This window comes from Paralysiella testudinis (assembly GCF_016894345.1).
GTDB classification, from domain to species: domain Bacteria; phylum Pseudomonadota; class Gammaproteobacteria; order Burkholderiales; family Neisseriaceae; genus Paralysiella; species Paralysiella testudinis.
In genome coordinates this window covers 1,593,846-1,617,423 of record NZ_CP069798.1, presented here as the reverse complement: position 1 = coordinate 1,617,423, position 23,578 = coordinate 1,593,846, and the positions used below count along the sequence as shown (strand labels likewise).

Genomic DNA, 23,578 nt, shown 5'->3' with positions numbered 1-23,578 from the left:
ACAGCAAACCGCTTAAATTAAGGCTTGGCCTGCCTAATTTTATGCAGCAAGGGAATAAAAGCGGGGTTGTTGGTGCTTTCTTTTTGATTCACCAGCGCCAGAAATTCCTGATCAGGTAAATCCAAAATCTGCACCAACACTGCTAATTCGTCGTCGCTCAAGCTGTCGAATTCTTGCGCCATAAACCGCCCCAGCACAATATCCAGCTCCAGCAGGCCGCGGCGGGTAAGCCAGCGGATGCGGCGGCGTGCGGCATCATCAAAGCGCATTACACCGCCCGCTTCAACATGATTTCCTTAATTTTGCCAATCGCACCGGTGGGGTTCAGGTGTTTCGGGCACACGTCGACACAGTTCATAATGCTGTGGCAGCGGAACAGGCGGTAAGGATCATTCAAATAATCCAAGCGCTCGTTGGTAATGGTGTCGCGGGTGTCGGCAATAAAGCGGTAAGCATTGAGCAAGCCGGAAGGGCCGACAAATTTGTCCGGATTCCACCAAAACGACGGGCAGGCGGTGGAGCAGCAGGCACACAAAATACATTCATACAAACCATCCAGCTCTTTGCGCTCTTCCTGTGTTTGCAGGCGTTCGCGCTCAGGTGCCGGGTGGTGATTGACCACATAAGGCTTGATGGAATGGTATTGGTTGAAAAATTGCGTCATGTCCACAATCAAATCGCGGATAACCGGCAAACCCGGCAGCGGACGCAACACAATCGGCTGCTTCAGACTGCGGATGTCGGTAAGGCAGGCCAAACCGTTTTTGCCATTGATGTTCATGCCATCGGAGCCACAAATGCCTTCGCGGCAAGAGCGGCGGAAAGCAAAGCTGTCGTCTTGCGCTTTGAGCTTCACCATCGCATCCAGCAATTTCACATCGGTGGGCTCGATTTCCAGCTCGTAGTCCTGCATATAGGGCTTGGCGTCTTTGTCCGGGTCGTAGCGGTACACTTGAAAACGGATTTTTTCCATGGGGGCGGTTCCTTAGTAAACGCGTTTGGCCGGCTCGATGTAGTCCACAGTGAGCGGTTTGGTGTGTACCGGCTTGTAAGTCAGGCTTTGGTTGGCTGAATAATACAGGGTGTGCTTCATCCAGTTGGCATCGTCGCGCTCTTGGTGGTCGTCGGATGCATGCGCACCACGCGACTCTTTACGCGCCTCGGCCGAAATCAGCGTGGCTTGTGCCACTTCGATCAGGTTATCCAGCTCCAAAGCCTCAATGCGGGCGGTATTCCACACGCGGCTCTTGTCTTTGATTTCGGTTTTGGCCACACGGGCAGCCACTTCGCGGATTTTTTCCACGCCCTTTTTCAACAACACATCGGTGCGGAACACGCCCGCGTGCGCCTGTACGGTGCGCTGCAATTCATTGCGCACCGCATCCACGCTTTCGCCGCCGCTTTGGTTTTCCAAGCGGTGCAAACGGTTTACGGTAAACTCAGCTGCGTTTTCAGGCAGCGGCTTCCAGTCGCCATAGTTCTGTACAAACTCAACCATGCTGTCGCCTGCCGATTTGCCAAACACCACCAAGTCCAACAATGAGTTGGTACCTAGGCGGTTGGCGCCGTGCACGGAGGCACAGGCACATTCACCAGCAGCGTAAAAGCCTTTGACTACCGCTTCGGGGTTGTCGCCTGCGGGCGCCACCACTTCGCCGTGGTAATTGGTGGGAATGCCGCCCATCATATAATGGCAGGTGGGCACCACCGGAATCGGGTCTTTAATCGGGTCGACACCGGCAAACTGAATCGCAATCTCGCGAATGCCCGGCAGTTTTTCGATGATTTTTTCCGCACCCAAATGATCCAGCTTCAGCAACACGTGGTCTTTGTTTTTGCCCACCCCGCGGCCTTCGTGAATTTCCATCGCCATGGCGCGTGACACCACGTCGCGCGAAGCCAAATCTTTTACCGTGGGCGCATAGCGCTCCATAAAGCGCTCGCCTTCGGAATTGAGCAAAATACCGCCCTCACCGCGCACGCCTTCGGTAATCAACACACCTGCCCCGGCCACGCCGGTGGGGTGGAATTGCCAGAATTCCATGTCTTCCAAAGGAATGCCGGCACGCGCCGCCATACCCAAACCATCACCGGTATTCATAAAGGCATTGGTGGAAGAAGCATAAATACGGCCGGCACCGCCGGTGGCAAACAGCACCGCTTTGGCGTGCAGAATGTATACATCGCCGGTTTCCATTTCCAGCGCGGTAACACCCACCACATCGCCTTCATCGTTGCGAATCAAATCCAGTGCCATCCACTCCACAAAAAACTGGGTGTTGGCACGCACGTTTTGCTGATACAGGGTATGCAACATGGCATGGCCGGTACGGTCGGCCACGGCGCAGGCACGCTCCACCGCGCGCTTGCCGTGTTCGGCGGTGTGGCCGCCAAACGGGCGCTGATAAATTTTGCCGGATTCCACACGGTCAAACGGCATGCCCATGTGCTCCAGCTCAATCACGGCTTCGGGAGCACGGCGGGTCATAAATTCGATGGCGTCTTGGTCGCCCAGCCAGTCGGAACCTTTTACGGTATCGTACATGTGCCAGTCCCAGCGGTCTTCCTGCACATTGCCCAGCGAAGCGGAAATCCCGCCTTGCGCCGCCACGGTGTGCGAACGGGTGGGAAACACTTTAGACAACACCACGGTATTCAAACCGGCTTTAGATAATTGCAAGGCCGCACGCAAACCCGCACCACCACCGCCCACAATCACGGCATCGAAACGACGAACAGGCAAACTCATGCTAACCCCCAAATCACTTTAACCGAATACACCAAACAGCCCACCAGCCACACAATGGTGGCCACATGCAGCGTGAGGCGCAAACCGAATTTTTTAATGTAGTCCATCCACAAATCGCGCACACCCACCCAAGCATGCAGCATTAAGGCAATCACAAAAATCTGTGTTACCAAGCGCACCCAAGTTTGGCCGAAAAACGCCTGCCATTGCTCGTAGCCGCTGGGCAACATCACCAACACCGCCACAAAAAACACGGTGTAAATCAGCATCAGCACAGCGGTGATGCGCTGCATGGCCCAATCGCGCAAACCATAATGGGCGCCGGTCAGTTTACGTTCACTCATAACAAGCACACTCCTGCAATCACAACGGTGAGCACAATGGCGGCCACAAACACGGCTTTGGCCGTGGCGCGGGCGGTTTGCAATGCCAAGCCTTTATGGGCATCCAGCAGCAAAAAGCGGATACCGGCCAAGCTGTGGTGCAGATAGGCCCACAACAAACCGATGAGAATCAGAATCACCAGCGGGTTATTCACCCAAGCCTGATAGCTTTCAAAAGCAGATTCTTTAGACAAGGTGCCGGCAAACAAGCACAGCAACAGCGGCAGGCACACAAACAATGCCACGCCGCTGATTCGGTGCAAGATGGAAACAATTCCGGGGATGGGCAAGCGTATGCTTTTCACATCAAGGAACTTAGGCCTTTTTTTATGCATCACGATTCCTCTATTTCTAGAACTCAAAACAAACTCAAATAAACCAACTCAACACATGCAAATCATGCAGCTGCCTGAAACAACTGCACCATTCGTTAATTTACCGCTTTTAACCCATATTGAACAGGCTTTTTTCACCGCAGTGCAGCATTTGTTTACACCGCCGACGGTGCAAAGGTTTGCAACATCAGCCCACCCGGCACCACATAACGTCGCCGCCACTCCAGCGGCACCCCCGATGCAGCCACACTTAAACGATACCAACACCATGCCGGCGCATGGGCATCGGCCTTTAACAACCGCGCCACTTCCGGCGGCAAATCCTGCAAAGCCAGAAATTGCAAGGCGGTTTGCACCGCCACACCATAATGCAGCTGCAAAAAGGCATACACACTCAAGCGGCGGTGCACAAAATGCATATTCAGCTCCGGCAATTGCGCCACCGGCATCAAGGCTTCATCCAAAGCCACCGCTTGATGGCCATGCCGCCACAACACCGCCAACTTCCACACCGGCGCTTGCGCTCGTAATTGCAGTTGCACGGCGGTTTCATCATCAGCGGGTACAGACGTAACACTCAGCACTTCAGCGCGCGGCCACACCGGCGCAGCGGCGGTTTGCAGCAAAGCATTGCTGTCCACCAGCGGATAATCGCCCCACTCGGCATTTTTATGGGTTACATAAGTACCCACGCCTTGCTGGCGCCCCAATACGCCCTGCGCCACCAACTCGCTCAAACCTTTGCGCACCGTACCTTGGCTGATTTGCCATTGATGCGCCAAATCCCATTCGCTGGGCAAATACTGCCCCGGCTTCAAACTGCCTTCAGCCAGCTGATGCAGAATTTTCTCTGCCACTTGCCGATACAAAGGCATGGCGGAACGAATGGGCGTGTTGTGCATAAGGCGGTATTGTACGGCTTTTTTGCCGCCTGTAAACCAAGTCTTATATAAGTTATAAGTATTTTTGCCGTAATGGTTTAAATATTTTCAGGCAGCCTTGATTTGGCAGCGCACAAAGCCATTTTTTTTGGTATGATGAGCCGGTTTGGTGCACAGCAACAGCCTAATCCGGCGCAATCAAATCGCTGTCGTACGCACAAGCCGGTTTGCATAACTACCGGCATGTTTTATCTTTAATAAAGTGCATCCAGCCCCTTATTTAAAATCCATAAAGACACTCAATAAAGGAGAGTTTCGGTATGAAAGCACCTGTTCGTGTAGCAGTCACCGGCGCCGCCGGCCAAATCGGTTATGCCTTGTTGTTCCGTATTGCCAGCGGCGAAATGCTGGGCAAAGACACCCCGGTGATTCTGCAATTGCTGGACTTGCCGCAAGCGCAAAATGCCGTTAAAGGCGTGATGATGGAACTGCAAGACTGCGCCTTCCCATTGCTGGCGGGCATGGTGGCCACCGACGACCCAGAAGTGGCTTTCAAAGATGCCGACATAGCCATTCTGGTGGGTGCGCGCCCGCGCGGCCCGGGCATGGAACGTGCCGATTTGCTGTCGGCCAACGCCCAAATCTTCACCGTACAAGGCGCTGCCTTAAACAAAGTAGCCAGCCGCAATGTAAAAGTGCTGGTGGTGGGCAATCCGGCCAACACCAACGCCTACATCGCCATGAAATCCGCTCCCGATTTACCGGCTAAAAACTTCACCGCCATGCTGCGCCTAGATCACAACCGCGCCTTGAGCCAAATCGCCGAAAAAACCGGCAAAGCCGTGGGCAGCATTGAAAAACTGTGCGTGTGGGGCAACCACAGCCCCACCATGTATGCCGACTACCGCTTTGCCACCATCGACGGCCAAAGCGTGAAAGACATGATTAACGACCAAGACTGGAACGCCAACACCTTCCTGCCCACCGTGGGCAAACGCGGCGCCGCCATTATCGAAGCCCGCGGCCTGTCTTCTGCCGCCTCCGCCGCCAACGCCGCCATCGACCATATCCGCGACTGGGTACTGGGCACCAACGGCCGCTGGGTTACCATGGGCATCCCCTCTGATGGCGCTTACGGCATCCCCAAAGAAACCCTGTTCGGCTTTCCGGTCACCTGTGAAAACGGCGAATACACTATGGTTAAAGACTTGCCGATTGACGAATTCAGCCAAGAGCGAATCAACATCACCCTGAAAGAGCTGGAAGACGAAAAAGCCGGTGTAGCGCATTTGCTGTAAAAAAGGCTTATTGCTTACTATTTGCACCATTTAAAATGGCTGCCTGAAACTTTCAGGCAGCCTGAGACCTTTGCAAAACCGCAGCTCACTTAAACAACCAAGCCTCGGTTATCCATTTTTCAGCTATTTCGATAAAAATACCCCGCATATCCCTTTCAAATGCCCGTTTTCCGGGCATTTTCTGCCTTTTCAGGCAGCAGCAGGCGCACTAAGCCTGTTAGCTGCCTTCAGTAATACCAATTCGAAAAAATAACCTAACTGCGTTGGCTCGCCTAGCCGTACGTGTGTACTGTCTTCGGCTCTCCGCCTTGTTATCTTATTTTTTCGAATTGGTATAAGTTCAAACACATGGCTTTTAAGTGGCTTTGCGCCCTTACTTTTATCAGGCCGAAATACGATGCCCGTCCGTAGCGGAACTTACGGTGTAAGGTGCCGAAGCTCTGTTCCACCACATAGCAGGTTTTCGATAACCGGGTATTGCGCTTTTTTTGTGCTGCCGTTAACGGTTGGCCTCGGTGGGCTTTGTCCATAATGCCGTCTTGGAGCCGGTGTTGTTGCAGGTGTTGCCGGTTATCTGCGCTACTGTAGCCTTTATCGGCGTAAACGGTGACGCCTTCTTCTAATCCGGCCAGTAATACGTTGAGGTGTCGGCATTCATGTTCGTTGGCCGGGGTGATGTGCAGTTGTTCGATATAGCCTTCCAGGTCGGTGCGGGTGTGTTGTTTGTAGCAGAGGTGGTATTTACCGTCTTTTTTGATCCAACGCGCATCGCTGTCTTTGCTAGGGGTGCTTTGGGCGGTGATGTGGCCATTGTCGTCTACTTCGATGGCTTGGCGTTGTTTGCCACCGGCGGTGTGGATGATGGTGGCGTCGATAACGGCTGCTTGGGCTTTCTCTATCTTTAAACCTTTGTCGGTGAGCTGGCGATTGATGATGTCGAGCAGTTGGGCCAGGGTGCTGTCTTTGACCAGCCAGTTACGGTAACGGTTAAGGGTGCTGTAATCGGGTACGTTGAGGTCATCGAAACGGCAGAAGAGGTGGAAGTCCAAACGGGTGAGGATGCTGTGTTCAAGTTCGGGATCGGAAAGGCTGTGCCATTGACCGAGCAATACGGCTTTGAACATGCACAGCAGTGGGTAGGCTGGGCGACCGGCGTTGTCGCGAACGTAGCGGGCTTTTTGTGCGGCCAGGTGTTGTTGGATAGGTTACCAGTCGAGGACTTGGTCGAGTTTGAGCAGTGGGAAACGGTCGATGTGTTTGGTGATGCGCTCTTGGGCGGTTTGCTGGAAGAAGCTACTCATAGGGAAATCCTCTGCGTTTCTTTAAGGAGAAATGTAGAGGATTTCGGGGGCTTTTGCAAAGGTCTCAAGATATGATTTTTCGCTATTGCACTCAAATCCGCATCCGTTCCTCGCAAGCGGCTAAGAATCATTATTATTCACATTCCAATCAATTTACCGCATAATACGCCTTTTGCCGTGCCGTTTTGAAGGGGATGTAGACGTGAAAATGCTGTTGCCACGCCTGTGGCTGGCGTTGTGTATGGCGGCGTTGGTGCTGCCCTTGGCAGTGATTGTGGCCTCGGTGGGCGATTTTGATGCCGAAATCTGGGCATTTTTGCTCGAATTTCAATTACCGCTGTTGCTGCAAAACACGCTGATATTGCTGCTGGGCGTGGGCGTGGGCGTCACCGTATTGGGCACCACCGCCGCTTGGCTCACCGCCCTGTATGATTTCCCATTGCGCCGCTTTTTCTTTTGGGGGCTGATGCTGCCCTTGGCCATGCCCGCGTATGTGCTGGCGTTTACCCAATTGGGGCTGTTTGACTACACCGGCCCGGTAAGCACCTTTTTGCGCGAGCGCTGGGGTTTTGCCCACGGGCTGCCTGAAATCCGCAATCAATGGGGCTTGATTGCCACCATGAGCCTCACTTTTTATCCCTATGTTTATCTGCTCTCGCGCAATGCTTTTGGCAGCATGGGGCAGCGCGCTTTGGAAGTAGGCGCTTCATTCGGCTTAAGCCCGCTACAGGCGTTTTGGCGCGTGGCTTTGCCGATGGCGCGGCCATGGATTGCCGGTGGGCTGATTTTGGCGCTGATGGAAACGCTGGCCGACTTCGGCACCGTGTCTGTATTTGGCTACGACACCTTTACCACCGCCATTTACCAAGCCTGGTTTGACTTTTTCTCGCTCGAAACCGCCAAACAACTGGCCGCACTCTTGGTGACCGTGGTGTTTGTGCTGTTGGTGCTGGAGCAGCTCAGCCGTGGCCGCCGCCGCTTTACACAAGCAGGTAAAGCACAACAACAACGCCGCAAAACCTTGCGCGGCAGCCGCCGCTGGTTGGCCACCGCCTATTGCAGCCTGATTTTGCTGCTGGCTTTTGCGCTGCCGGTGATGCAGCTATTGTGGTGGGCAGGCGAAACCTGGCACAGCCATTTCAATGAAACCCTGTGGCTGCACGCATGGCATTCGTTTGCCATCAGCCTGATGGCCGCCCTACTCACCGCCGCTGTGGCGCTGCTGTTGGCTTTGGCCAAGCGCAGCCTCAACAGCAAAAGCGCCGCCGTGGCCGCCCGCGTGGCCACGCTGGGCTACGGCATTCCCGGCACCGTGCTGGCGGTGGGCGTGTTTGTGCCGGTGGCGTGGCTGGATAATTATTTGGTTGAGTGGTTCAGGCTGCCTGAAGGCAGCGCCATTTTGAAAGGCACACTGTTGGTGATGCTGCTGGCCTATGTTATCCGCTTTCTGGCCGTAGCCTACTCCGCCAACGAAGCCGGGCTGGAACGCATCGGCCGCCAGCAAGAAGAAACCGCCCGTTCATTGGGCGTTACCGGCTTTGCCCTGCTGCGCCGCGTGCATCTGCCCTTGCTGAAAGGGGCGCTGGGCACCGCCATGTTAATGGTGTTTGTGGATGTGATGAAAGAAATGCCCATCACCCTGATGACCCGCCCCTACAACTGGGACACCTTGGCCACCCGCGTTTACACCTTCACCACCGAAGGCCAATACGCCTTTGCCGCCCTGCCCTCCTTGGCCATGGTGCTCACCGGCCTATTGCCGGTGATTTTGTTCTCCCAACTGGATGAGAGAAAAAATGCTTGAACTTCAACAAGTCCAACTGAGCTTTGGCGATAAAACCATTTTGCAGCAGCTCAGCTTCACCTTGCAACAAGGCGAAATCGCCTGCCTGCTCGGCCATTCCGGCTGCGGTAAAACCACCGCCTTGCGGGCGATTGCCGGCTTTGAAACCGTAAACGGCGGCCAGATTAGCCTCAACGGCCACACCATCAGCAGCGAAAACGCCCACACCCCCGCCCATTTGCGCGGCATCGGCATGGTGTTTCAAGACTATGCCCTGTTTCCGCATTTGAATGTGGCCGACAACATCGCTTTCGGCCTGGGCAAACACAACCCGGCCCAGCGCCAAGCCCGCGTGGCCGAGTTATTGGATTTAATTGACTTGGCCGCACACGCCAATCAATACCCGCACCAGCTCTCCGGCGGCCAACAACAGCGCGTGGCATTGGCGCGCGCACTGGCACCGCGCCCGCAGCTGATTTTGCTCGACGAGCCGTTTTCCAATTTGGATGCCGATATGCGCACCAGCTTGTCCAAACAAGTGCGCCGTATTCTCAAAGAAGAAGGCGTAAGCGCCCTCTTGGTCACCCACGACCAGCAAGAAGCCTTTGCCATGTGCGACCAAATCGGCGTGATGCACCAAGGCTGCCTGCAACAATGGGCCGACCCCTACACCCTTTACCACACGCCCGCCAACCGCTATGTGGCCGGCTTTATCGGCCAGAGCGTGCTGCTGCCCGGCCAAGTTAGCGGGCCGCAATGCGTGCGCTTGGAAATCGGCGAATTCTGCGGCACCGTGCCATTTGCTTGCCAAAACTGCACCGATGTTGACGTGCTGCTGCGCCCCGATGATGTGATTCACGACGACCACAGCCCCTTCACCGCCCGCGTGCTTGATAAAGACTTTAAAGGCGAATACTTTATCTACACCTTGGCGCTGGACAGCGGCGATGTGGTATACGCCCAAGTGCACAGCCACCACAACCACCCCATCGGCAGCCGCATCGGCGTGCATATCCAGCTCGACCACTTAATTGCCTTCGGCCGTGCGGCCTGAGGTTTAATGAATTTGAATTAATGTGATTATCGAATCATCCAACCATAATTAAGGCTGCCTGAAAGCCAATTTCGGGTTTTCAGGCAGTCTTATACACAATACGCGCAAACAAAAGCCGCTGAATTCTTAAATATCCCTGAATTCAGCGGCTTTTGTAATGGGCGGCGGCTTATCAGCCTTTATGCATCAAAGCTGCCTTAATATAGGCGGTAAACAGCGGATGGCCGCGGCGTGGGGTGGAAGTGAATTCCGGATGGAATTGGCAGGCAAAAAACCACGGATGCTCGCTTTGCGGCAATTCCACCGTTTCCACTAAGCGCTCATGGCCGGCAGATATGCCGCCCACCACCAAACCGGCGGCTTGTAGCTTGGGCACATAATGGTTATTCACTTCATAGCGGTGACGGTGACGCTCACGGATGTGTTCGCTGCCGTAGATGTGTGCCGCCAAGCTGTTGGCCGCCAATTCCACTTCTTGCGCTCCCAAACGCATGGTGCCGCCCAGATTGGCATTGGCATCGCGCTTTTCTACTTGGCCGTCACGATCCAGCCATTCATCAATCAAGGCCACCACCGGGTGTTCGGTTTTGAGGTCGAATTCGGTGGAATTGGCACCGGCCAATCCGGCCACATCGCGCGCGTATTCAATCAACGCAATCTGCATGCCTAAGCAAATACCCAAATACGGCACGCGGTTTTCACGCGCGTATTTTACCGCCGCGATTTTGCCTTCTACACCACGGCTGCCAAAGCCGCCGGGCACCAAAATCGCATCCATGCCTTTCAGGCAGCCTGTGCCTTCGGTTTCAATCGCTTCGCTGTCCACATACACAATATCCACTTCGGTTTCGGTGTGAATACCAGCATGTTTCAAGGCTTCGGTGAGCGATTTGTACGACTCGGTCAAGTCCACATATTTGCCCACCATGGCAATTTTAACTTTGTGCTTGGGGTTTTCGATGGCGTGTACAATTTTTTTCCACGCCGTTAAATCGGCCTGCTGCACATTGAGCTGCAATTGTTCGCAAATCAGTTGATCCACGCCCTGCCCGTGCAGCATGGCGGGGATTTTGTAGATGCTGTCAGAATCGTAGCAGCCCACCACCGCGCGCTCTTCCACATTGCAGAACAGGGCGATTTTGCGTTTTTCGTCGTCCGGCAGCACGCGATCCATGCGGCACACCAGCATATCGGGCTGAATGCCGATTTCACGCAACTCTTTCACCGAATGCTGGGTGGGCTTGGTTTTGATTTCACCGGCCGCGGCAATATAAGGCACATACGACAAATGCACATAAAAGGTGTTGCTGCGCCCCAATTGGCTGCGCATCTGGCGGATGGCTTCCAAAAACGGCAGCGATTCAATGTCGCCCACAGTGCCGCCGATTTCCACCATCGCCACATCGGCACCGGCTGCGCCCTCGTGCACTTTGCGTTTGATTTCATCGGTGATGTGCGGAATCACCTGCACCGTGCCGCCCAAATAATCGCCGCGGCGCTCTTTGGCAATCACGTTTTCGTATACTTGGCCGGTGGTGAAGTTGTTGCGCTTCATCATGGTGGCGTTGATAAAACGCTCGTAGTGGCCCAAATCCAAATCGGTTTCGGCACCGTCTTCAGTCACAAACACTTCGCCGTGCTGAAACGGGCTCATGGTGCCGGGGTCTACGTTGATGTAGGGGTCTAATTTGAGCATGGTCACTTTAAGACCACGCGATTCCAGAATGGTGGCGATAGACGCAGCGGCAATGCCTTTACCCAAGGAAGACACCACACCGCCGGTCACAAAGATAAATTTGGTCATGGCAAGATTACACAAATGGAATGTGCCATTTTACACCAGCAATCCCGAAAATGGAAGCCGGAGCCCATACATGCTTACAGCATAAGATGGATACAAATATTTATTTTTATTATTATTTTTCAATTATTTATTTTAAATTTTTGTTTTCAGGCAGCCTTTAAGCAGACGCCGCAGCATACTTGGCGCAATCTGGCCGTTTGTGGCATAATCAAAGCCCTATTGCCTTTTGGTTGTTATTATGCACAAGCCCGGCCAGATTTTTATTGTGTCCGCCGCATCCGGCACCGGCAAAACCACATTGGTATCGCGGCTGGTGGCCAATCACAGCAACATCCGCGTGTGTGTATCGCATACTTCGCGTGCTCCGCGCGGTGCCGAACAAAACGGTGTGCACTATCATTTTGTCAGCGCCAGTGAATTTGAGCGGCTGATTGGCGAAGGCGCTTTTCTGGAACACGCCAATGTGTACGGTCACTACTACGGCACCAGCATTCACAGCCTCAACGAGTTGGTAGCACAAGGCAGCAATGTGATTCTGGAAATCGACACCCAAGGTGCAGCGCAAGTGCGCAAAAGCCTGCCCAACGCGTGCAGCATCTTTATCCTGCCGCCTTCGTTTGCAGTGCTCACACAACGGCTCAGCGGCCGCGGCACCGACAGCGGCGAAGTCATCGCCAAACGCTTAGCCAAAGCACGTGACGAAATCGAGCAGGCCTATTTATTTGACTATGTGGTGATCAACGACGATTTGATTCAGGCCGAAACCGACCTGCTCCACATCATCAAAGCTCATAGCTTGCAGCAATCAGCACAACAAGCCTTTATCGAACAGATATTGGCAAACACCTAAGGCTTGGCCATAATAGCGGCCAAATCTTATCTTTTCACTTCAACCCAATCCTTAGAAAGCCGCCCATTATGGCCCGTATCACTGTAGAAGACTGCATCGGTCGCATTCCCAACCATTTCGACCTTACCCTCACCGCCGCTTTGCGCGCGCGCCAGCTGGCCAACGGCTCCACCGCACTGGTGGACGAAAGCCGCAACAAACCCACCGTAACCGCCCTGCGCGAAATTGCCGCCGGCCAAATCGGTGTGGAATTACTCCAGCGCAATAAGCTCTAAGCCCAAGCGCAGCCAATCCAGTACCGCGTGCCAGCCATGATTGCCCCCAGCGTTGATTATGATCCACACACCCTGCTGCTGCGGGAACGGCTGTTTGCGGCTGCACGCTACCTGAAAAAAGAAGAGCGTCTAGCCATGTTGGAAAGGGCTTGCACCTATGTATTCCATAGCGCAGCGCCAAGCCAAACCGCAAAACTGGCACGTGCTTTTGCCCTCACCACCACACTGGCGCAAGAAGAACAACGCGTGCACGCCTTGTGTGCGGTACTGATTCAGGCAGCCATGGAGGATTTAGGCACTGCCGCCGACACCGCCCAGCTGGAACCGCAGCTGGGCGCGGTTTGTTTGGAAATCATCGCCAACATCAACACCCGCAGCGGCACAGACACCGCCGCACAGCTGGCCTTATGCCGCCAGCAAATCAATGAAATCTACAGCCGCATCATCGAGCGCGCCCGCGCCCATCTGCTCAAAACCGCCGCCTATTTAAAACCCGAAGAGCGCACCTTGCTCAACCAAGCCTGCGATTTCGGCATCCGCGCACACGAAGGCCAATTCCGCAACAGCGGCGTGCCCTACATCACCCACCCCATGGCCGTGGCCACCCAACTGGCCGAATGGCATATTGATGTTTACGGCCTATGTGCCGGGGTGTTGCACGATGTGTTGGAAGACACCGGCGCCAGCAAAATGCAGCTGGCCAATGAGTTTGGCGAAACCATCGCTGATATGGTCGACGGCTTGTCGAAACTGGAAAAGTTGGAATACAACGACCAAGCCGAACACCAGGCAGAGAGCTTTCGCAAGCTGATTATGGCAATGACCAAAGACATCCGCGTCATCATCGTAAAACTGTCCGACCGTCTGCACAATATGCGCACGCTGGACGCCAAAAAGCCCGAAAGCCGCCGCCGCATCGCCCAAGAAACGCTGGAAATTTATGCCCAATTGGCCAACCGCATCGGCCTAAACCACGTTTACCGCGAGCTGCAAGACCTGTCGTTTATGCATTTATACCCTTCACGCCATGCGGTGCTGGAAAAGGCCATTCAGGCCTCGCGCCGCAACCGCCGCGACGTGGTGGGCAAAGTGCTGCGCGCCTTCAGCCAGCGTTTGGTGAGCGCCAATATCGAAGCGCAAATCAAAGGGCGTGAAAAAAACCTGTTTAGCATTTACCGCAAAATGCAGGCCAAAAACCTGCGCTTTGCCGAAGTGATGGACATCTACGCTTTCCGTGTGGTGGTGAACAACATCCCCGCCTGCTACGCCGCCTTGGGCGCATTGCACAATCTGTATAAACCCAAACCGGGCAAAATCAAAGACTACATCGCCATTCCCAAAAACAATGGCTACCAAAGCCTGCACACCACCTTAGTCGGCCCTTACGGCCTCCCCATCGAAGTGCAAATCCGCACCCGCGAAATGGACGCCATCGCCGAAGGCGGCGTGGCCAGCCACTGGATGTACAAAGCCGGCGAGCAAGCCAGCTTCGACCAAGCACAAATGCGCACCCACCAATGGCTGCAAACCATTCTGGACTTGCAGGCGCAAAGCGATAACGCACTGGATTTCTTGGAAAACGTCAAAGTCGACCTGTTTCCCAACGAAGTGTATATCTTCACCCCTAAAGGCAAAATCATGGTGCTGCCTGAAGGCGCCACCCCGATTGATTTTGCCTATGCCGTGCACACCGATATCGGCAACCGCACCGTAGCTGCCCGCATCAACCACAATATGATGCCGCTGCGCACCCGCCTGCACACCGGCGATACTGTAGAAATCATCACCTCGGAAAAAGCCCGCCCCAACCCAGCTTGGCTCAATTTCGTGGTTTCCAGTCGCGCGCGCAGTGCCATCAAAAACCAAATCAAAAACATGAACCGCGCCGATGCGGTGGCCTTGGGCGAAAGCCTGCTGCAAAAAGCCTTGGCCAGCCTGCTGCCGGAAAACGTATTGCTGTCGGAAAGCCTGAAAGAAGCCTATCTGGACGATCTGGCCACCAAACAAACCTCGTTTGAAGAAGTGCTCTACGATGTGGGCATGGGGCGTTTACAGCCGGTGTCGGTGGCCATGCACATTGCCGAATTGGCGGGCGAGCATTTGGGCGATACCGTCAAGCTCTCCCCCATTAAAGTGTCTGGCAACGAAACCGGCCGCCTACATCTGGCCAAATGCTGCAACCCGATTCCGGGCGATGCCATCAGAGCCTTGCTGATTAAAGACCAAGGCATGATTATCCACCGTGATAACTGCCACAACATCCTTAAGGCCGATCCGGAAAATCAACTCGATGCCGATTGGGATGATTTAAGCAAAAACAGCTACCACGTCAGCCTAGCCGTGAGCGCCCGCGATGCCCACGGCCTGTTGATGGCGATGGCACAAGCCATTTCCTCACACAACGCCAATATCGAATCGGTGGACACACCTTCTAAAAAACAAGACGGCGTAGAAGGCTTTATCGAATTCCGTTTTGCCCTGCAAGTGCAAAACCTCGACCAACTCAATAAAATCATGCGCGGTTTGCATTCCATTCCGCAGGTGCGCCGGGTTAGCCGCTTGTAATACCAATCCTAAAAAATAACCTAACTGCGTTGACTCGCTTTGCCGTACTACCTGTACTGTCTGCAGCTCGCCGCCTTGTTATCTTATTTTTATATGATACCCTGCTCTCAACTAAGAGCCGAACGTAGTTGCAAAAGAAAGGACATTGCTCTAAAACCTAAGTATTCGACCAAGAATCCACAGGTTAAGGAAGAACAATGTCCCAAGACGATTTTATCATCACCACCTATTTGCTCGTCGATAAATTTTATCGTCAAGTGGTGACAACAAAGCTGCGTAAGAAAGGCTTTGAACCGGCATTAAGCGATGTGGAAATCATCACCATCCAGATCGTGGGTGAGTTTATGGGTTTGAATGATGATAAAAAGATTTGGTACTTCTTTAAAAACAACTTATCAGACTGGTTTCCAAAATTGGGCTCATACGCTAATTTCTGTAAGCATTGCGCCAACCTTTGACAGGTTCACCATAAGATTACCCAAAGCCTGGTGGCCGAATACGGCACAGACCGGCAGTATTCGATAGACGGATTTCCCATACCTGTTTGTCGGTATGCCCGCGCCCATCGGCATCGGCGTTTCAAAGCTGATGCGGCATTTGGTTATTGTGCGTCAAAAGCCGAACGTTATTATGGCTTTAAAGGGCATATCGTAATCAACGCAACCGGCTTGATTACCAATTTAACATTTGCTGCGGCCAATGTGGATGAACGGGATATGGTTGCCGAGATAACCGGCAATATCAAAGGATTGTTGATTGGCGATAAAGGCTATATACGCCCGGATTTGAAAGAAGAGTTGGCAAGTAGAGACATTGATTTACAGACGCCGTTAAGAAAGAATATGGCGGATGTACGTTCGAAAGAGTGGGTTCAGTGGCTTTGCAAAAAGCGCAGAAAAGTAGAAACGGTGATTAGCCAACTTACCGAGCGTTTTAAAATCAATGCGGTAAAAGTAAAAGATCTTTGGCATTTGAGCCACCGGGTGATACGCAAAGTATTGGCGCATACGGTGTGTGTGGTGATATGCCAATTGGCAGGAAAGCCTTCGCTTCAATTGGAGTGGATTCAGGAAAGTTGAGAGCGGGGTATATGATTGGTATACTTAATGAGTGTGTATCAACACCACAAAACCACTTCTTTAATGCCTTTTCAAGCAGCCAAAATTTGACAAGACTGCTACTGCCCCGCATAATGGCGGAATATTTTTATTTGCTTTTTGCGCACAAGGTTGATTTATGCCTTGCGCCGTGTCTGCGTCGACACACCCTTTAGGAGGTGATTTCATCACTGGGCGCACCGCCAACGGCTCACAGCAGTCATTCGCGGTTTAAAAACTGTAAACCTTATACCATCGCAGCCTTCAATCAAGGCTGCCTGAAACCCAATATACCCAAGGATTAAACATGCCTGCCATTCGTGTTAAAGAAAACGAACCTTTTGAAGTTGCCATGCGCCGTTTCAAGCGCTCTGTGGAAAAAACCGGCTTGCTCACCGAGCTGCGCGCCCGCGAAGCTTATGAAAAACCAACCACCGAACGCAAACGCAAAAAAGCCGCTGCCGTAAAACGCCTGCAAAAACGCTTGCGCAGCCAACAATTGCCGCCGAAATACTATTGATTGATTGAGCCGCTGCGGCGGCTGTTCAACATCACACACAACACCGCAAACAATGATTGCGGTGTTTTCGTTTACCACAAGCATAAGCCCCGACCCAAATACAAATAACAGCGCATTTCGCGTTATAATTCTGCGTTTGCCGCTTATCCACTACGAGCACCGTCATGACCTTAAAAGCCCAACTTACCGAAGACATGAAAACCGCCATGCGCGCCAAAGACAGCGCCAGCCTGTCTACCATCCGCTTGGTCAACGCCGCCATCAAACAATACGAAGTAGACGAACGCAACGAAGCCGACGACGCCCGCGTGGTGGCCATTCTCACCAAAATGATTAAGCAGCGCAAAGACAGCGCCCAAATCTACACCGATGCCGGCCGTAATGATTTGGCCGACAAAGAAAATGCCGAAATCGACGTGCTCAACCGCTATATGCCGGCCATGATGTCTGCCAATGAAATTCAAGTTGCCGTGGCCGCCGCCATTGCCGACAGCGGTGCTGCGGGCATGGCCGATATGGGCAAGGTGATGGGGCTGCTGAAAACCCGTTTGGCCGGACAAGCCGATATGGCCGCCGTAAGTCAAGCGCTGAAAGCCGCGCTTAGCCAATAAAAATCCATAAATATTTTATTTTAAAAATTCAAGTTGTTACTGCTTGATTAACATAACAATAAGGCTGCCTGAAACCCGAAATTCATATCATCCATCTTTCAGGCAGCCTTATTGTCATTAAGTAAAAGCATTGCAGTGCGCATGGCGCACCCCACATATGCTGCCTGAAAAGCGGCTTACAACCCACCCATAATCACCAGCGCCCATGATCCCCAGTGACTTTATCGACGAGCTGCTCAGCAAGGTAGATATTGTCGATATTATCGACGAACAAGTGCCGCTGAAAAAAGGCGGTGCCAACTACATGGCCTGCTGCCCGTTTCACAAAGAAAAATCGCCGTCGTTTTCGGTAAGCCCCAGCAAGCAGTTTTACCACTGCTTCGGCTGCGGTGCCCACGGCTCGGCGCTGGGCTTTATTATGGAATACCAAGGGCTGGGCTTTGTGGAAGCGGTGCAATACCTGGCCGACCGCGTGGGCATGACAGTGCCCAAATCGGCCGCCACCCCCAACCCGCAAGCCACGGCGGCACGCAAACAGCAGCAGCAAACCCTGGAAGACACCACCGCCGCCGCCGCCGCTTTTTACCAGCACCAGCTGGCCAAAAACCCGCGCGCGCAAAACTATTTGCAACAGCGCGGCCTGAATGCCGACATCATCGAACACTACGGTTTAGGCTACGCCCCCGACGGCTGGCAGCCACTGGCCGAAGCATTCCAACCCTACCCCAGCAACGCACTGGTAAACAGCGGCATGGTGATTGACAAAGACGGCAAACACTACGACCGCTTTCGCGACCGCATTATGTTTCCCATCCGCAGCCAACGCGGCCAAGTCATCGGCTTTGGCGGGCGCGTGCTCGACAAAGGCGAGCCCAAATACCTCAACTCGCCGGAAACACCCCTGTTCGACAAAGGCCGCAACCTCTACGGCCTGTTTGAAGCCCGCGCCGCCATTAAAGACGCCGGACGCATCTTGGTAGTAGAAGGCTATATGGACGTGGTAGCGCTGGCGCAATTCGGCATCGGCTACAGCGTGGCCGCACTGGGCACCGCCACCAGCGCCGAACACGTCAAACTGTTGCTGCGTCAAGTTGATAACGTTTATTTCTGCTTCGACGGCGACCGCGCCGGACGCAAAGCCGCCTGGCGCGCACTGGAAAACGCCCTGCCCTTGCTCAAAGACGACAAAGCGCTGCATTTTCTGTTTCTGCCCGCCGAACACGATCCGGACAGCTACATCCGCGCCCACGGCGCCGCAGCCTTTGAAGACGCATTGCTGCACCAAAGCCAGCCTTTAAGCGCTTATTTCTGGCAGGCCTTAAGCGAAAACATCGACTTACAACAGCAAGAAGGCAAAGCCGAGCTGATTAAAACCAGCGCCCCCTTGCTGGCGCAAATCCAAGCCCCGGCATTGGCCTATCTACTGCGCCAGCAGCTCAGCCAAATGGTGGGCATCGACGAACACAATCTGGCGAACTTATTGGGTCAAGACGCACCCAAGCGCCATGTGCAGCAAAAACGCCACCAGCTGCCACAGCAAACCTTCAGGCAGCCTGAAATGAGCACCTTGGTGCAAAAACAAATCCGCGCACTATTGATAAATCCGCAATGGGCCGTATATACAGAGCTACCCGAATACCTCGACCTCAGCGGCGACTTCGCCTGCCTGGCGGCACTGGCCGAGCGCATACAAGCCTCCATCACCCCACTCAACAGCGGGGCGGTGCTGGAACTGATGCGCCACAGCGACCATGAACACAGCATCCGCCATATTTTCCGCCAAGCCATGCGCTCACCGGAAGAATACCAACACAGCGACGCCGAGGCCTGCGAGGATTTCAAACAAGGCATGCAACGCTTAAGGGATGCGCTAAAATCCCGCCAAATCGACGCGCTCAAGCACAAATTGCAGCAAGGCGAGCTGAGCGCCAGCGAAAAACAGCTTTTGCTCACCCTATTAAGCGCCCCCAAACCACCGCCGCAAGCGAGCGGATAAGCACAGCTTTACCAACAGCGGCGCGCCGCCAGCCGTACAGATTACGGCAAATACATTTGAATTAAGCTTGGCTTTATCCGCCCAATAGTGAAATGAAGAATAAAGTGATACAAGGCGCGAAGCCACAGACAGTACACTTAGTACGGAACTGAGTTTGTTGGCGCTTTAGCGCCTTACAAAATCGTTCGCGTAGCGCGTAGGCACAGCAACACCGTAGCACTTTGTTATGCATTTCACTATACAAGGCAATACCGACAACCCACCCGAGTGCACATCATGGCCAACCAAAACCCGAAAAACACCGACATCGACACCGAACAAGACGATCAAGACAACAACCGCCCGCTCACCCCCGAAGAACAGCGGGCGCGTTTGCGCCAGCTGATTATCCTCGGCAAAGACCGCGGCTACATCACCTACGCCGAAATCAACGATGCCCTGCCCGATGATATGTCGGACGCCGAGCAAATCGACAACATCGTCACCATGATTTCCGGCCTCGGCATTCAGGTTACCGAAGTAGCGCCCGATGCCGAAAGCCTACTGATGGGCGACAACACCGCCAACATGACCGACGACGACGCCGTGGCCGAAGCCGAAGCCGCGCTCTCTAGCGCCGACAACGAATTCGGCCGTACCACCGACCCCGTGCGTATGTATATGCGCGAAATGGGCCAAGTGGATCTGCTCACCCGCGAAGATGAAATCATCATCGCCAAAAAAATCGAAAATGCCCTGCGCAACATGATTCAGGCCATTTCCGCCTGCCCCGGCTCCGTGGCCGAAATTTTGGCCTTGGTCGACCGCATCCGCAATGATGAAATCAAAGTAGACGACGTGGTTGAAGCCATTGTTGACCCTGCCGAAGAGCTGCTCGACCAATTGGGCATCGGCGTGGAAGCCCCAGCTGCCGAAGAAGCCGCACAAGCCGAGGCCGACGATGCCGACAGCGACGACGATGCCGATGAAGTGAGTGACGAAGAAAGCGCCGCCCTAGCCGCCTCTGCCAATTTGGAAGAATTGAAACAAAAAACCCTCAGCCATTTCGACGGCATCCAAGCCTTGTACGACCAAATGGTGGCGGTATTGCAAAACAAAAACAGCAAAGATGCCCAATACCTAGCCTTGCGTGACAACATCGCCGAAGAGCTGCTGCAAGTACGTTTCTCCACCCGCCAAATCGAAAGCCTGTGCGACAAACTGCGTGGCCGTGTCGACCAAATCCGCCGCCTGGAGCGCGATATCCGCGACATCGCCTTAAACCGCGTACACATGGATCGCGACCACTTTATCGCCAGCTTCCTGCACAACCCCACCGATTTAAGCTGGGTGGAAAACGAATTGGCCAAAAACCGCGTTTGGAACGAAGCACTGGCCCGCTTCCAATACGCCATCATCGAAAAACAAACCGAGCTGGCCGATTTGGAAAAAGCCGCACAAGTGTCGATCGAAGAGTTGAAAGAAATCAACAAAAACATGGTCAAAAGCGAGCAGGAAACCAATGCCGCCAAACAAGAAATGATTCAGGCCAACTTGCGCTTGGTGATTTCGATTGCCAAAAAATACACCAACCGCGGCCTGCAATTTTTGGATTTGATTCAAGAAGGCAATATCGGCCTGATGAAAGCAGTGGATAAATTTGAATACCGTCGCGGCTACAAATTTTCCACCTACGCCACTTGGTGGATACGCCAGGCCATCACCCGCTCCATCGCCGACCAAGCGCGCACCATCCGCATTCCGGTGCACATGATTGAAACCATCAACAAAATGAACCGCATTTCACGCCAATACCTGCAAGAAACCGGCGAAGATCCGGATTCTGCCAAACTGGCCGAATTGATGGAAATGCCGGAAGACAAAATCCGCAAAATCATGAAAATCGCCAAAGAGCCGATTTCGATGGAAACCCCCATCGGCGACGACGACGACAGCCACTTGGGCGACTTTATCGAAGACGCCAACAACATCGCCCCCGCCGATGCGGCCATGTACTCCAGCCTGCGCGAAGTCACCAAAGACGTACTCGAAAGCCTCACCCCGCGCGAGGCCAAGGTATTGCGCATGCGCTTTGGCATCGACATGAACACCGACCACACCCTGGAAGAAGTGGGCAAGCAATTCGACGTTACCCGCGAGCGCATCCGCCAAATCGAAGCCAAAGCCCTGCGTAAACTGCGCCACCCCTCGCGCAGCGACCGCCTGAAAAGCTTCCTCGATAGCGAAGAAAACAAGCAATAGCTTATTGCCTTGGGCGGCTGTTCCCGCTAGAATAGCCGCCTTTATAGTGGAATGAAGAATAAAGTGATGCAAGGCGCGAAGCCGTAGGCAGTACACTTGGTACGACAAGGCACAGCAACGCCGTAGCACTTTGTTATGCATTTCACTATATCGGGCCTGTAGCTCAGGGGTTAGAGCAGGGGACTCATAATCCCTTGGTCGTCGGTTCGAAACCGACCGGGCCCACCAAAAAAGCAAGCGCAATGGTTTAATTCTATTGCGCTTTTTTGTTGGCCAATACGCTTCAACAATTAGCATTGATTGCAATAAAAAAGGCTGCCTGAACACGATTTCAGGCAGCCTTTTATTAATCTGTTTTACCAATACCCGCAATAGCCAATTCTATTTCGCTAATCGGCATCAAATAAAAAAGACCTAACTGATAATAGTTAGGTCTTTTTTCAAATCTGGTGGAGGTAAGCGGGATCGAACCGCTGACCTCTTGCATGCCATGCAAGCGCTCTACCAACTGAGCTATACCCCCGTGTTGTCTGGCTTTGTTTCCTGCCCAACAGGCTGCGCATTTTACCGAATCTGGCCATGGTTGCAAGGCTTAATGGTGTTTTTTTGACAATTATTTTTCAACATCATGATTTGTTATGGGATTTAATTAAAATTTGTGATGCCTTGTTCGGCTTACATGGTTTGACTGCATCGGATTGCGGGAGATGGCCGGTGCTTTGGTGGCGGTTTGGTGCTCATTCCACTATACTGCCGCATCAATAATGTTTTGCCCACAAGGATGATGGCGTATGACAGGTAAATGGTGGCGGTGGCTGGGTTTATTGCTGCTGGTGGTGGCCGTATTGGTGGCCACCGCTTTATTTGTACCCAAGGAAAACGGCGGTTACCGCATGAAAGTGGCGCAAGGCCAAGGGATGGCCACCGTGAGCCGCCAGTTGGCCAATGACGGGGTGGTTTACAACCGCCACGTGCTGTTGGGTGCCGCTTATGTGCTGGGCATACACGATAAGCTGCATGCAGGTAATTACCGCCTGCCGCGTTCGATTTCCACTTGGCAGATTTTACAGCGCCTGCGCGATGGCCGCCCCGACACGGTAACGGTGCAAATCATCGAGGGCACCACCTTTGCGCAAATGCGCCGCATCATCAACCAAACCGAAGACATCCGCCACGACACCCGCCATTTGTCGGACGCCGAACTGCTGCGCCAAGTGGATGCCCAAACCCCGAGCGATAAACCGGAGGGGCTGTTTTTCCCCGACAGCTACGAAATCGATACCGACAGCAGTGATTTGGCGCTGTATCAGCTGGCCTACCGCACCATGCAAAAACACCTGCAGGCAGCTTGGGACGAGCGCCAAAGCGGTCTGCCCTACCAAACGCCCTATCAACTGCTGATTATGGCCAGCATCATCGAAAAAGAAACCGGCCACCCGGACGACCGCGCCCATGTGTCGGCGGTGTTTACCAACCGCTTGAACATCGGCATGCGCCTGCAAACCGATCCCACGGTGATTTACGGCATGGGCAGCGCCTATCAAGGGCGCATCCGCCGTGCCGACTTGCAACGCGACACGCCCTACAACACCTATACCCGCGCCGGTTTAACCCCCACACCGATTGCACTGCCCGGCAAGGCGGCACTGGAAGCGGCGGCGCATCCATCGTCAGAAAAATACCTCTATTTTGTGTCGCGCATGGACGGCAGCGGCAAAAGCCAATTCAGCCACAATCTTGACGAACACAATGCCGCTGTACGCGAATTTATCCTTAAACAACGCAAATAATACCTACGATAAGGCTGCCTGAAACCCTTTCAGGTAGCCTGGAAT

At 53.6% G+C, this 23,578-nt stretch carries 18 protein-coding genes, 2 tRNA genes and 2 pseudogenes; 13 read left to right on the top strand and 9 right to left on the bottom strand.

Going from position 1 to position 23,578, the window contains the following annotated elements; genetic code table 11:
* Positions 1-17 precede the first annotated feature (17 nt).
* The 6 genes from JQU52_RS08425 to JQU52_RS08400 form a co-directional block, all read right to left on the bottom strand.
* Complete coding sequence (locus JQU52_RS08425; RefSeq protein WP_230338068.1) at positions 18-269, bottom strand: FAD assembly factor SdhE; 252 nt, start codon at positions 267-269, stop codon at positions 18-20.
* Positions 269-973, bottom strand: a complete 705-nt coding sequence (locus JQU52_RS08420) for a succinate dehydrogenase iron-sulfur subunit (protein ID WP_230338067.1) — start codon at positions 971-973, stop codon at positions 269-271. Before JQU52_RS08420 ends, JQU52_RS08425 begins: the two co-directional genes overlap by 1 nt.
* Before the next feature lie 12 nt (positions 974-985).
* Positions 986-2,749: a succinate dehydrogenase flavoprotein subunit gene (gene sdhA, locus JQU52_RS08415; RefSeq protein ID WP_230338066.1), complete on the bottom strand. Its 1,764-nt coding sequence runs from the start codon at positions 2,747-2,749 to the stop codon at positions 986-988.
* Positions 2,746-3,093 (bottom strand): succinate dehydrogenase, hydrophobic membrane anchor protein, encoded by a 348-nt coding sequence (gene sdhD / locus JQU52_RS08410; RefSeq protein WP_230338065.1) that lies wholly within the window; start codon positions 3,091-3,093, stop codon positions 2,746-2,748. The genes sdhA and sdhD overlap by 4 nt, the downstream gene beginning before the upstream one ends.
* Positions 3,090-3,467 carry a succinate dehydrogenase, cytochrome b556 subunit gene (gene sdhC / locus JQU52_RS08405; protein WP_379061317.1) on the bottom strand — a complete coding sequence of 126 codons (378 nt, stop codon included), beginning with the start codon at positions 3,465-3,467 and terminating at the stop codon, positions 3,090-3,092. The genes sdhD and sdhC overlap by 4 nt, the downstream gene beginning before the upstream one ends.
* A gap of 155 nt (positions 3,468-3,622) precedes the next feature.
* Positions 3,623-4,369 (bottom strand): GntR family transcriptional regulator, encoded by a 747-nt coding sequence (locus tag JQU52_RS08400; protein ID WP_230338063.1) that lies wholly within the window; start codon positions 4,367-4,369, stop codon positions 3,623-3,625.
* 299 nt (positions 4,370-4,668) lie between these two features.
* Between JQU52_RS08400 and JQU52_RS08395 the strand changes: the two genes are divergently transcribed.
* On the top strand, positions 4,669-5,646 hold the full coding sequence (locus JQU52_RS08395) for a malate dehydrogenase (protein WP_230338062.1): 978 nt from the start codon (positions 4,669-4,671) through the stop codon (positions 5,644-5,646).
* Between the two features lie 311 nt (positions 5,647-5,957).
* Here the strand turns inward: JQU52_RS08395 and JQU52_RS08390 are convergent.
* Positions 5,958-6,947, bottom strand: a pseudogene (locus tag JQU52_RS08390) (IS5 family transposase).
* 208 nt (positions 6,948-7,155) lie between these two features.
* Here JQU52_RS08390 and JQU52_RS08385 point away from each other — a divergent pair.
* Both JQU52_RS08385 and JQU52_RS08380 read left to right on the top strand, forming a co-directional pair.
* Positions 7,156-8,751 carry an ABC transporter permease gene (locus JQU52_RS08385; RefSeq protein ID WP_230338061.1) on the top strand — a complete coding sequence of 532 codons (1,596 nt, stop codon included), beginning with the start codon at positions 7,156-7,158 and terminating at the stop codon, positions 8,749-8,751.
* Entirely contained in the window at positions 8,744-9,784 is a 1,041-nt protein-coding gene (locus tag JQU52_RS08380) for an ABC transporter ATP-binding protein (RefSeq protein ID WP_230338060.1), read from the top strand. The genes JQU52_RS08385 and JQU52_RS08380 overlap by 8 nt, the downstream gene beginning before the upstream one ends.
* A gap of 172 nt (positions 9,785-9,956) precedes the next feature.
* Here JQU52_RS08380 and JQU52_RS08375 read toward each other — a convergent pair whose 3' ends face one another.
* Complete coding sequence (locus tag JQU52_RS08375; protein WP_230338059.1) at positions 9,957-11,588, bottom strand: CTP synthase; 1,632 nt, start codon at positions 11,586-11,588, stop codon at positions 9,957-9,959.
* 238 nt (positions 11,589-11,826) lie between these two features.
* Here JQU52_RS08375 and gmk point away from each other — a divergent pair, with 238 nt between their 5' ends.
* The 9 genes and pseudogenes from gmk (at position 11,827) to JQU52_RS08330 (ending at position 21,971) form a co-directional block, all read left to right on the top strand.
* Entirely contained in the window at positions 11,827-12,438 is a 612-nt protein-coding gene (gene gmk / locus JQU52_RS08370; RefSeq protein WP_230338058.1) for a guanylate kinase, read from the top strand.
* A gap of 68 nt (positions 12,439-12,506) precedes the next feature.
* Positions 12,507-12,713, top strand: a complete 207-nt coding sequence (gene rpoZ / locus JQU52_RS08365; RefSeq protein WP_230338057.1) for a DNA-directed RNA polymerase subunit omega — start codon at positions 12,507-12,509, stop codon at positions 12,711-12,713.
* Between the two features lie 36 nt (positions 12,714-12,749).
* Complete coding sequence (locus JQU52_RS08360; protein WP_230338056.1) at positions 12,750-15,278, top strand: RelA/SpoT family protein; 2,529 nt, start codon at positions 12,750-12,752, stop codon at positions 15,276-15,278.
* Between the two features lie 197 nt (positions 15,279-15,475).
* Positions 15,476-16,357 (top strand): annotated as a pseudogene (locus JQU52_RS08355) (IS982 family transposase).
* A 325-nt stretch (positions 16,358-16,682) separates the two neighbouring features.
* The gene (gene rpsU / locus JQU52_RS08350) at positions 16,683-16,895 is read left to right on the top strand and encodes a 30S ribosomal protein S21 (RefSeq protein WP_230338055.1); all 213 of its coding nucleotides are present in this window, start codon (positions 16,683-16,685) and stop codon (positions 16,893-16,895) included.
* Positions 16,896-17,059: 164 nt separating this feature from the next.
* The gene (locus JQU52_RS08345; RefSeq protein ID WP_230338054.1) at positions 17,060-17,506 is read left to right on the top strand and encodes a GatB/YqeY domain-containing protein; all 447 of its coding nucleotides are present in this window, start codon (positions 17,060-17,062) and stop codon (positions 17,504-17,506) included.
* A gap of 205 nt (positions 17,507-17,711) precedes the next feature.
* On the top strand, positions 17,712-19,502 hold the full coding sequence (dnaG, locus tag JQU52_RS08340) for a DNA primase (RefSeq protein WP_230338053.1): 1,791 nt from the start codon (positions 17,712-17,714) through the stop codon (positions 19,500-19,502).
* 276 nt (positions 19,503-19,778) lie between these two features.
* Positions 19,779-21,743, top strand: coding sequence for an RNA polymerase sigma factor RpoD (gene rpoD, locus JQU52_RS08335; protein ID WP_230338052.1), 1,965 nt, complete (start codon positions 19,779-19,781; stop codon positions 21,741-21,743).
* 152 nt (positions 21,744-21,895) lie between these two features.
* A tRNA-Ile gene (locus JQU52_RS08330) sits at positions 21,896-21,971 on the top strand.
* A 219-nt stretch (positions 21,972-22,190) separates the two neighbouring features.
* On the opposite strand, the gene JQU52_RS08325 is transcribed toward JQU52_RS08330, so the two are convergent.
* Positions 22,191-22,266: transfer RNA gene (locus JQU52_RS08325), tRNA-Ala, on the bottom strand.
* Positions 22,267-22,534: 268 nt separating this feature from the next.
* Here JQU52_RS08325 and mltG point away from each other — a divergent pair.
* On the top strand, positions 22,535-23,533 hold the full coding sequence (mltG, locus tag JQU52_RS08320) for an endolytic transglycosylase MltG (protein WP_230338051.1): 999 nt from the start codon (positions 22,535-22,537) through the stop codon (positions 23,531-23,533).
* The last annotated feature ends 45 nt before the right edge of the window (positions 23,534-23,578 follow it).

What these genes read in the sequence shown, in the direction of transcription:
- JQU52_RS08425 (WP_230338068.1), bottom strand. Translation starts at nt 269, where the DNA reads ATGCGCTTTGATGATGCCGCACGCCGCCGCATCCGCTGGCTTACCCGC.
- JQU52_RS08420 (WP_230338067.1), bottom strand. Translation starts at nt 973, where the DNA reads ATGGAAAAAATCCGTTTTCAAGTGTACCGCTACGACCCGGACAAAGAC.
- sdhA (WP_230338066.1), bottom strand. Translation starts at nt 2,749, where the DNA reads ATGAGTTTGCCTGTTCGTCGTTTCGATGCCGTGATTGTGGGCGGTGGT.
- sdhD (WP_230338065.1), bottom strand. Translation starts at nt 3,093, where the DNA reads ATGAGTGAACGTAAACTGACCGGCGCCCATTATGGTTTGCGCGATTGG.
- sdhC (WP_379061317.1), bottom strand. Translation starts at nt 3,467, where the DNA reads ATGCATAAAAAAAGGCCTAAGTTCCTTGATGTGAAAAGCATACGCTTG.
- JQU52_RS08400 (WP_230338063.1), bottom strand. Translation starts at nt 4,369, where the DNA reads ATGCACAACACGCCCATTCGTTCCGCCATGCCTTTGTATCGGCAAGTG.
- JQU52_RS08395 (WP_230338062.1), top strand. Translation starts at nt 4,669, where the DNA reads ATGAAAGCACCTGTTCGTGTAGCAGTCACCGGCGCCGCCGGCCAAATC.
- JQU52_RS08385 (WP_230338061.1), top strand. Translation starts at nt 7,156, where the DNA reads ATGCTGTTGCCACGCCTGTGGCTGGCGTTGTGTATGGCGGCGTTGGTG.
- JQU52_RS08380 (WP_230338060.1), top strand. Translation starts at nt 8,744, where the DNA reads ATGCTTGAACTTCAACAAGTCCAACTGAGCTTTGGCGATAAAACCATT.
- JQU52_RS08375 (WP_230338059.1), bottom strand. Translation starts at nt 11,588, where the DNA reads ATGACCAAATTTATCTTTGTGACCGGCGGTGTGGTGTCTTCCTTGGGT.
- gmk (WP_230338058.1), top strand. Translation starts at nt 11,827, where the DNA reads ATGCACAAGCCCGGCCAGATTTTTATTGTGTCCGCCGCATCCGGCACC.
- rpoZ (WP_230338057.1), top strand. Translation starts at nt 12,507, where the DNA reads ATGGCCCGTATCACTGTAGAAGACTGCATCGGTCGCATTCCCAACCAT.
- JQU52_RS08360 (WP_230338056.1), top strand. Translation starts at nt 12,750, where the DNA reads ATGATTGCCCCCAGCGTTGATTATGATCCACACACCCTGCTGCTGCGG.
- rpsU (WP_230338055.1), top strand. Translation starts at nt 16,683, where the DNA reads ATGCCTGCCATTCGTGTTAAAGAAAACGAACCTTTTGAAGTTGCCATG.
- JQU52_RS08345 (WP_230338054.1), top strand. Translation starts at nt 17,060, where the DNA reads ATGACCTTAAAAGCCCAACTTACCGAAGACATGAAAACCGCCATGCGC.
- dnaG (WP_230338053.1), top strand. Translation starts at nt 17,712, where the DNA reads ATGATCCCCAGTGACTTTATCGACGAGCTGCTCAGCAAGGTAGATATT.
- rpoD (WP_230338052.1), top strand. Translation starts at nt 19,779, where the DNA reads ATGGCCAACCAAAACCCGAAAAACACCGACATCGACACCGAACAAGAC.
- mltG (WP_230338051.1), top strand. Translation starts at nt 22,535, where the DNA reads ATGACAGGTAAATGGTGGCGGTGGCTGGGTTTATTGCTGCTGGTGGTG.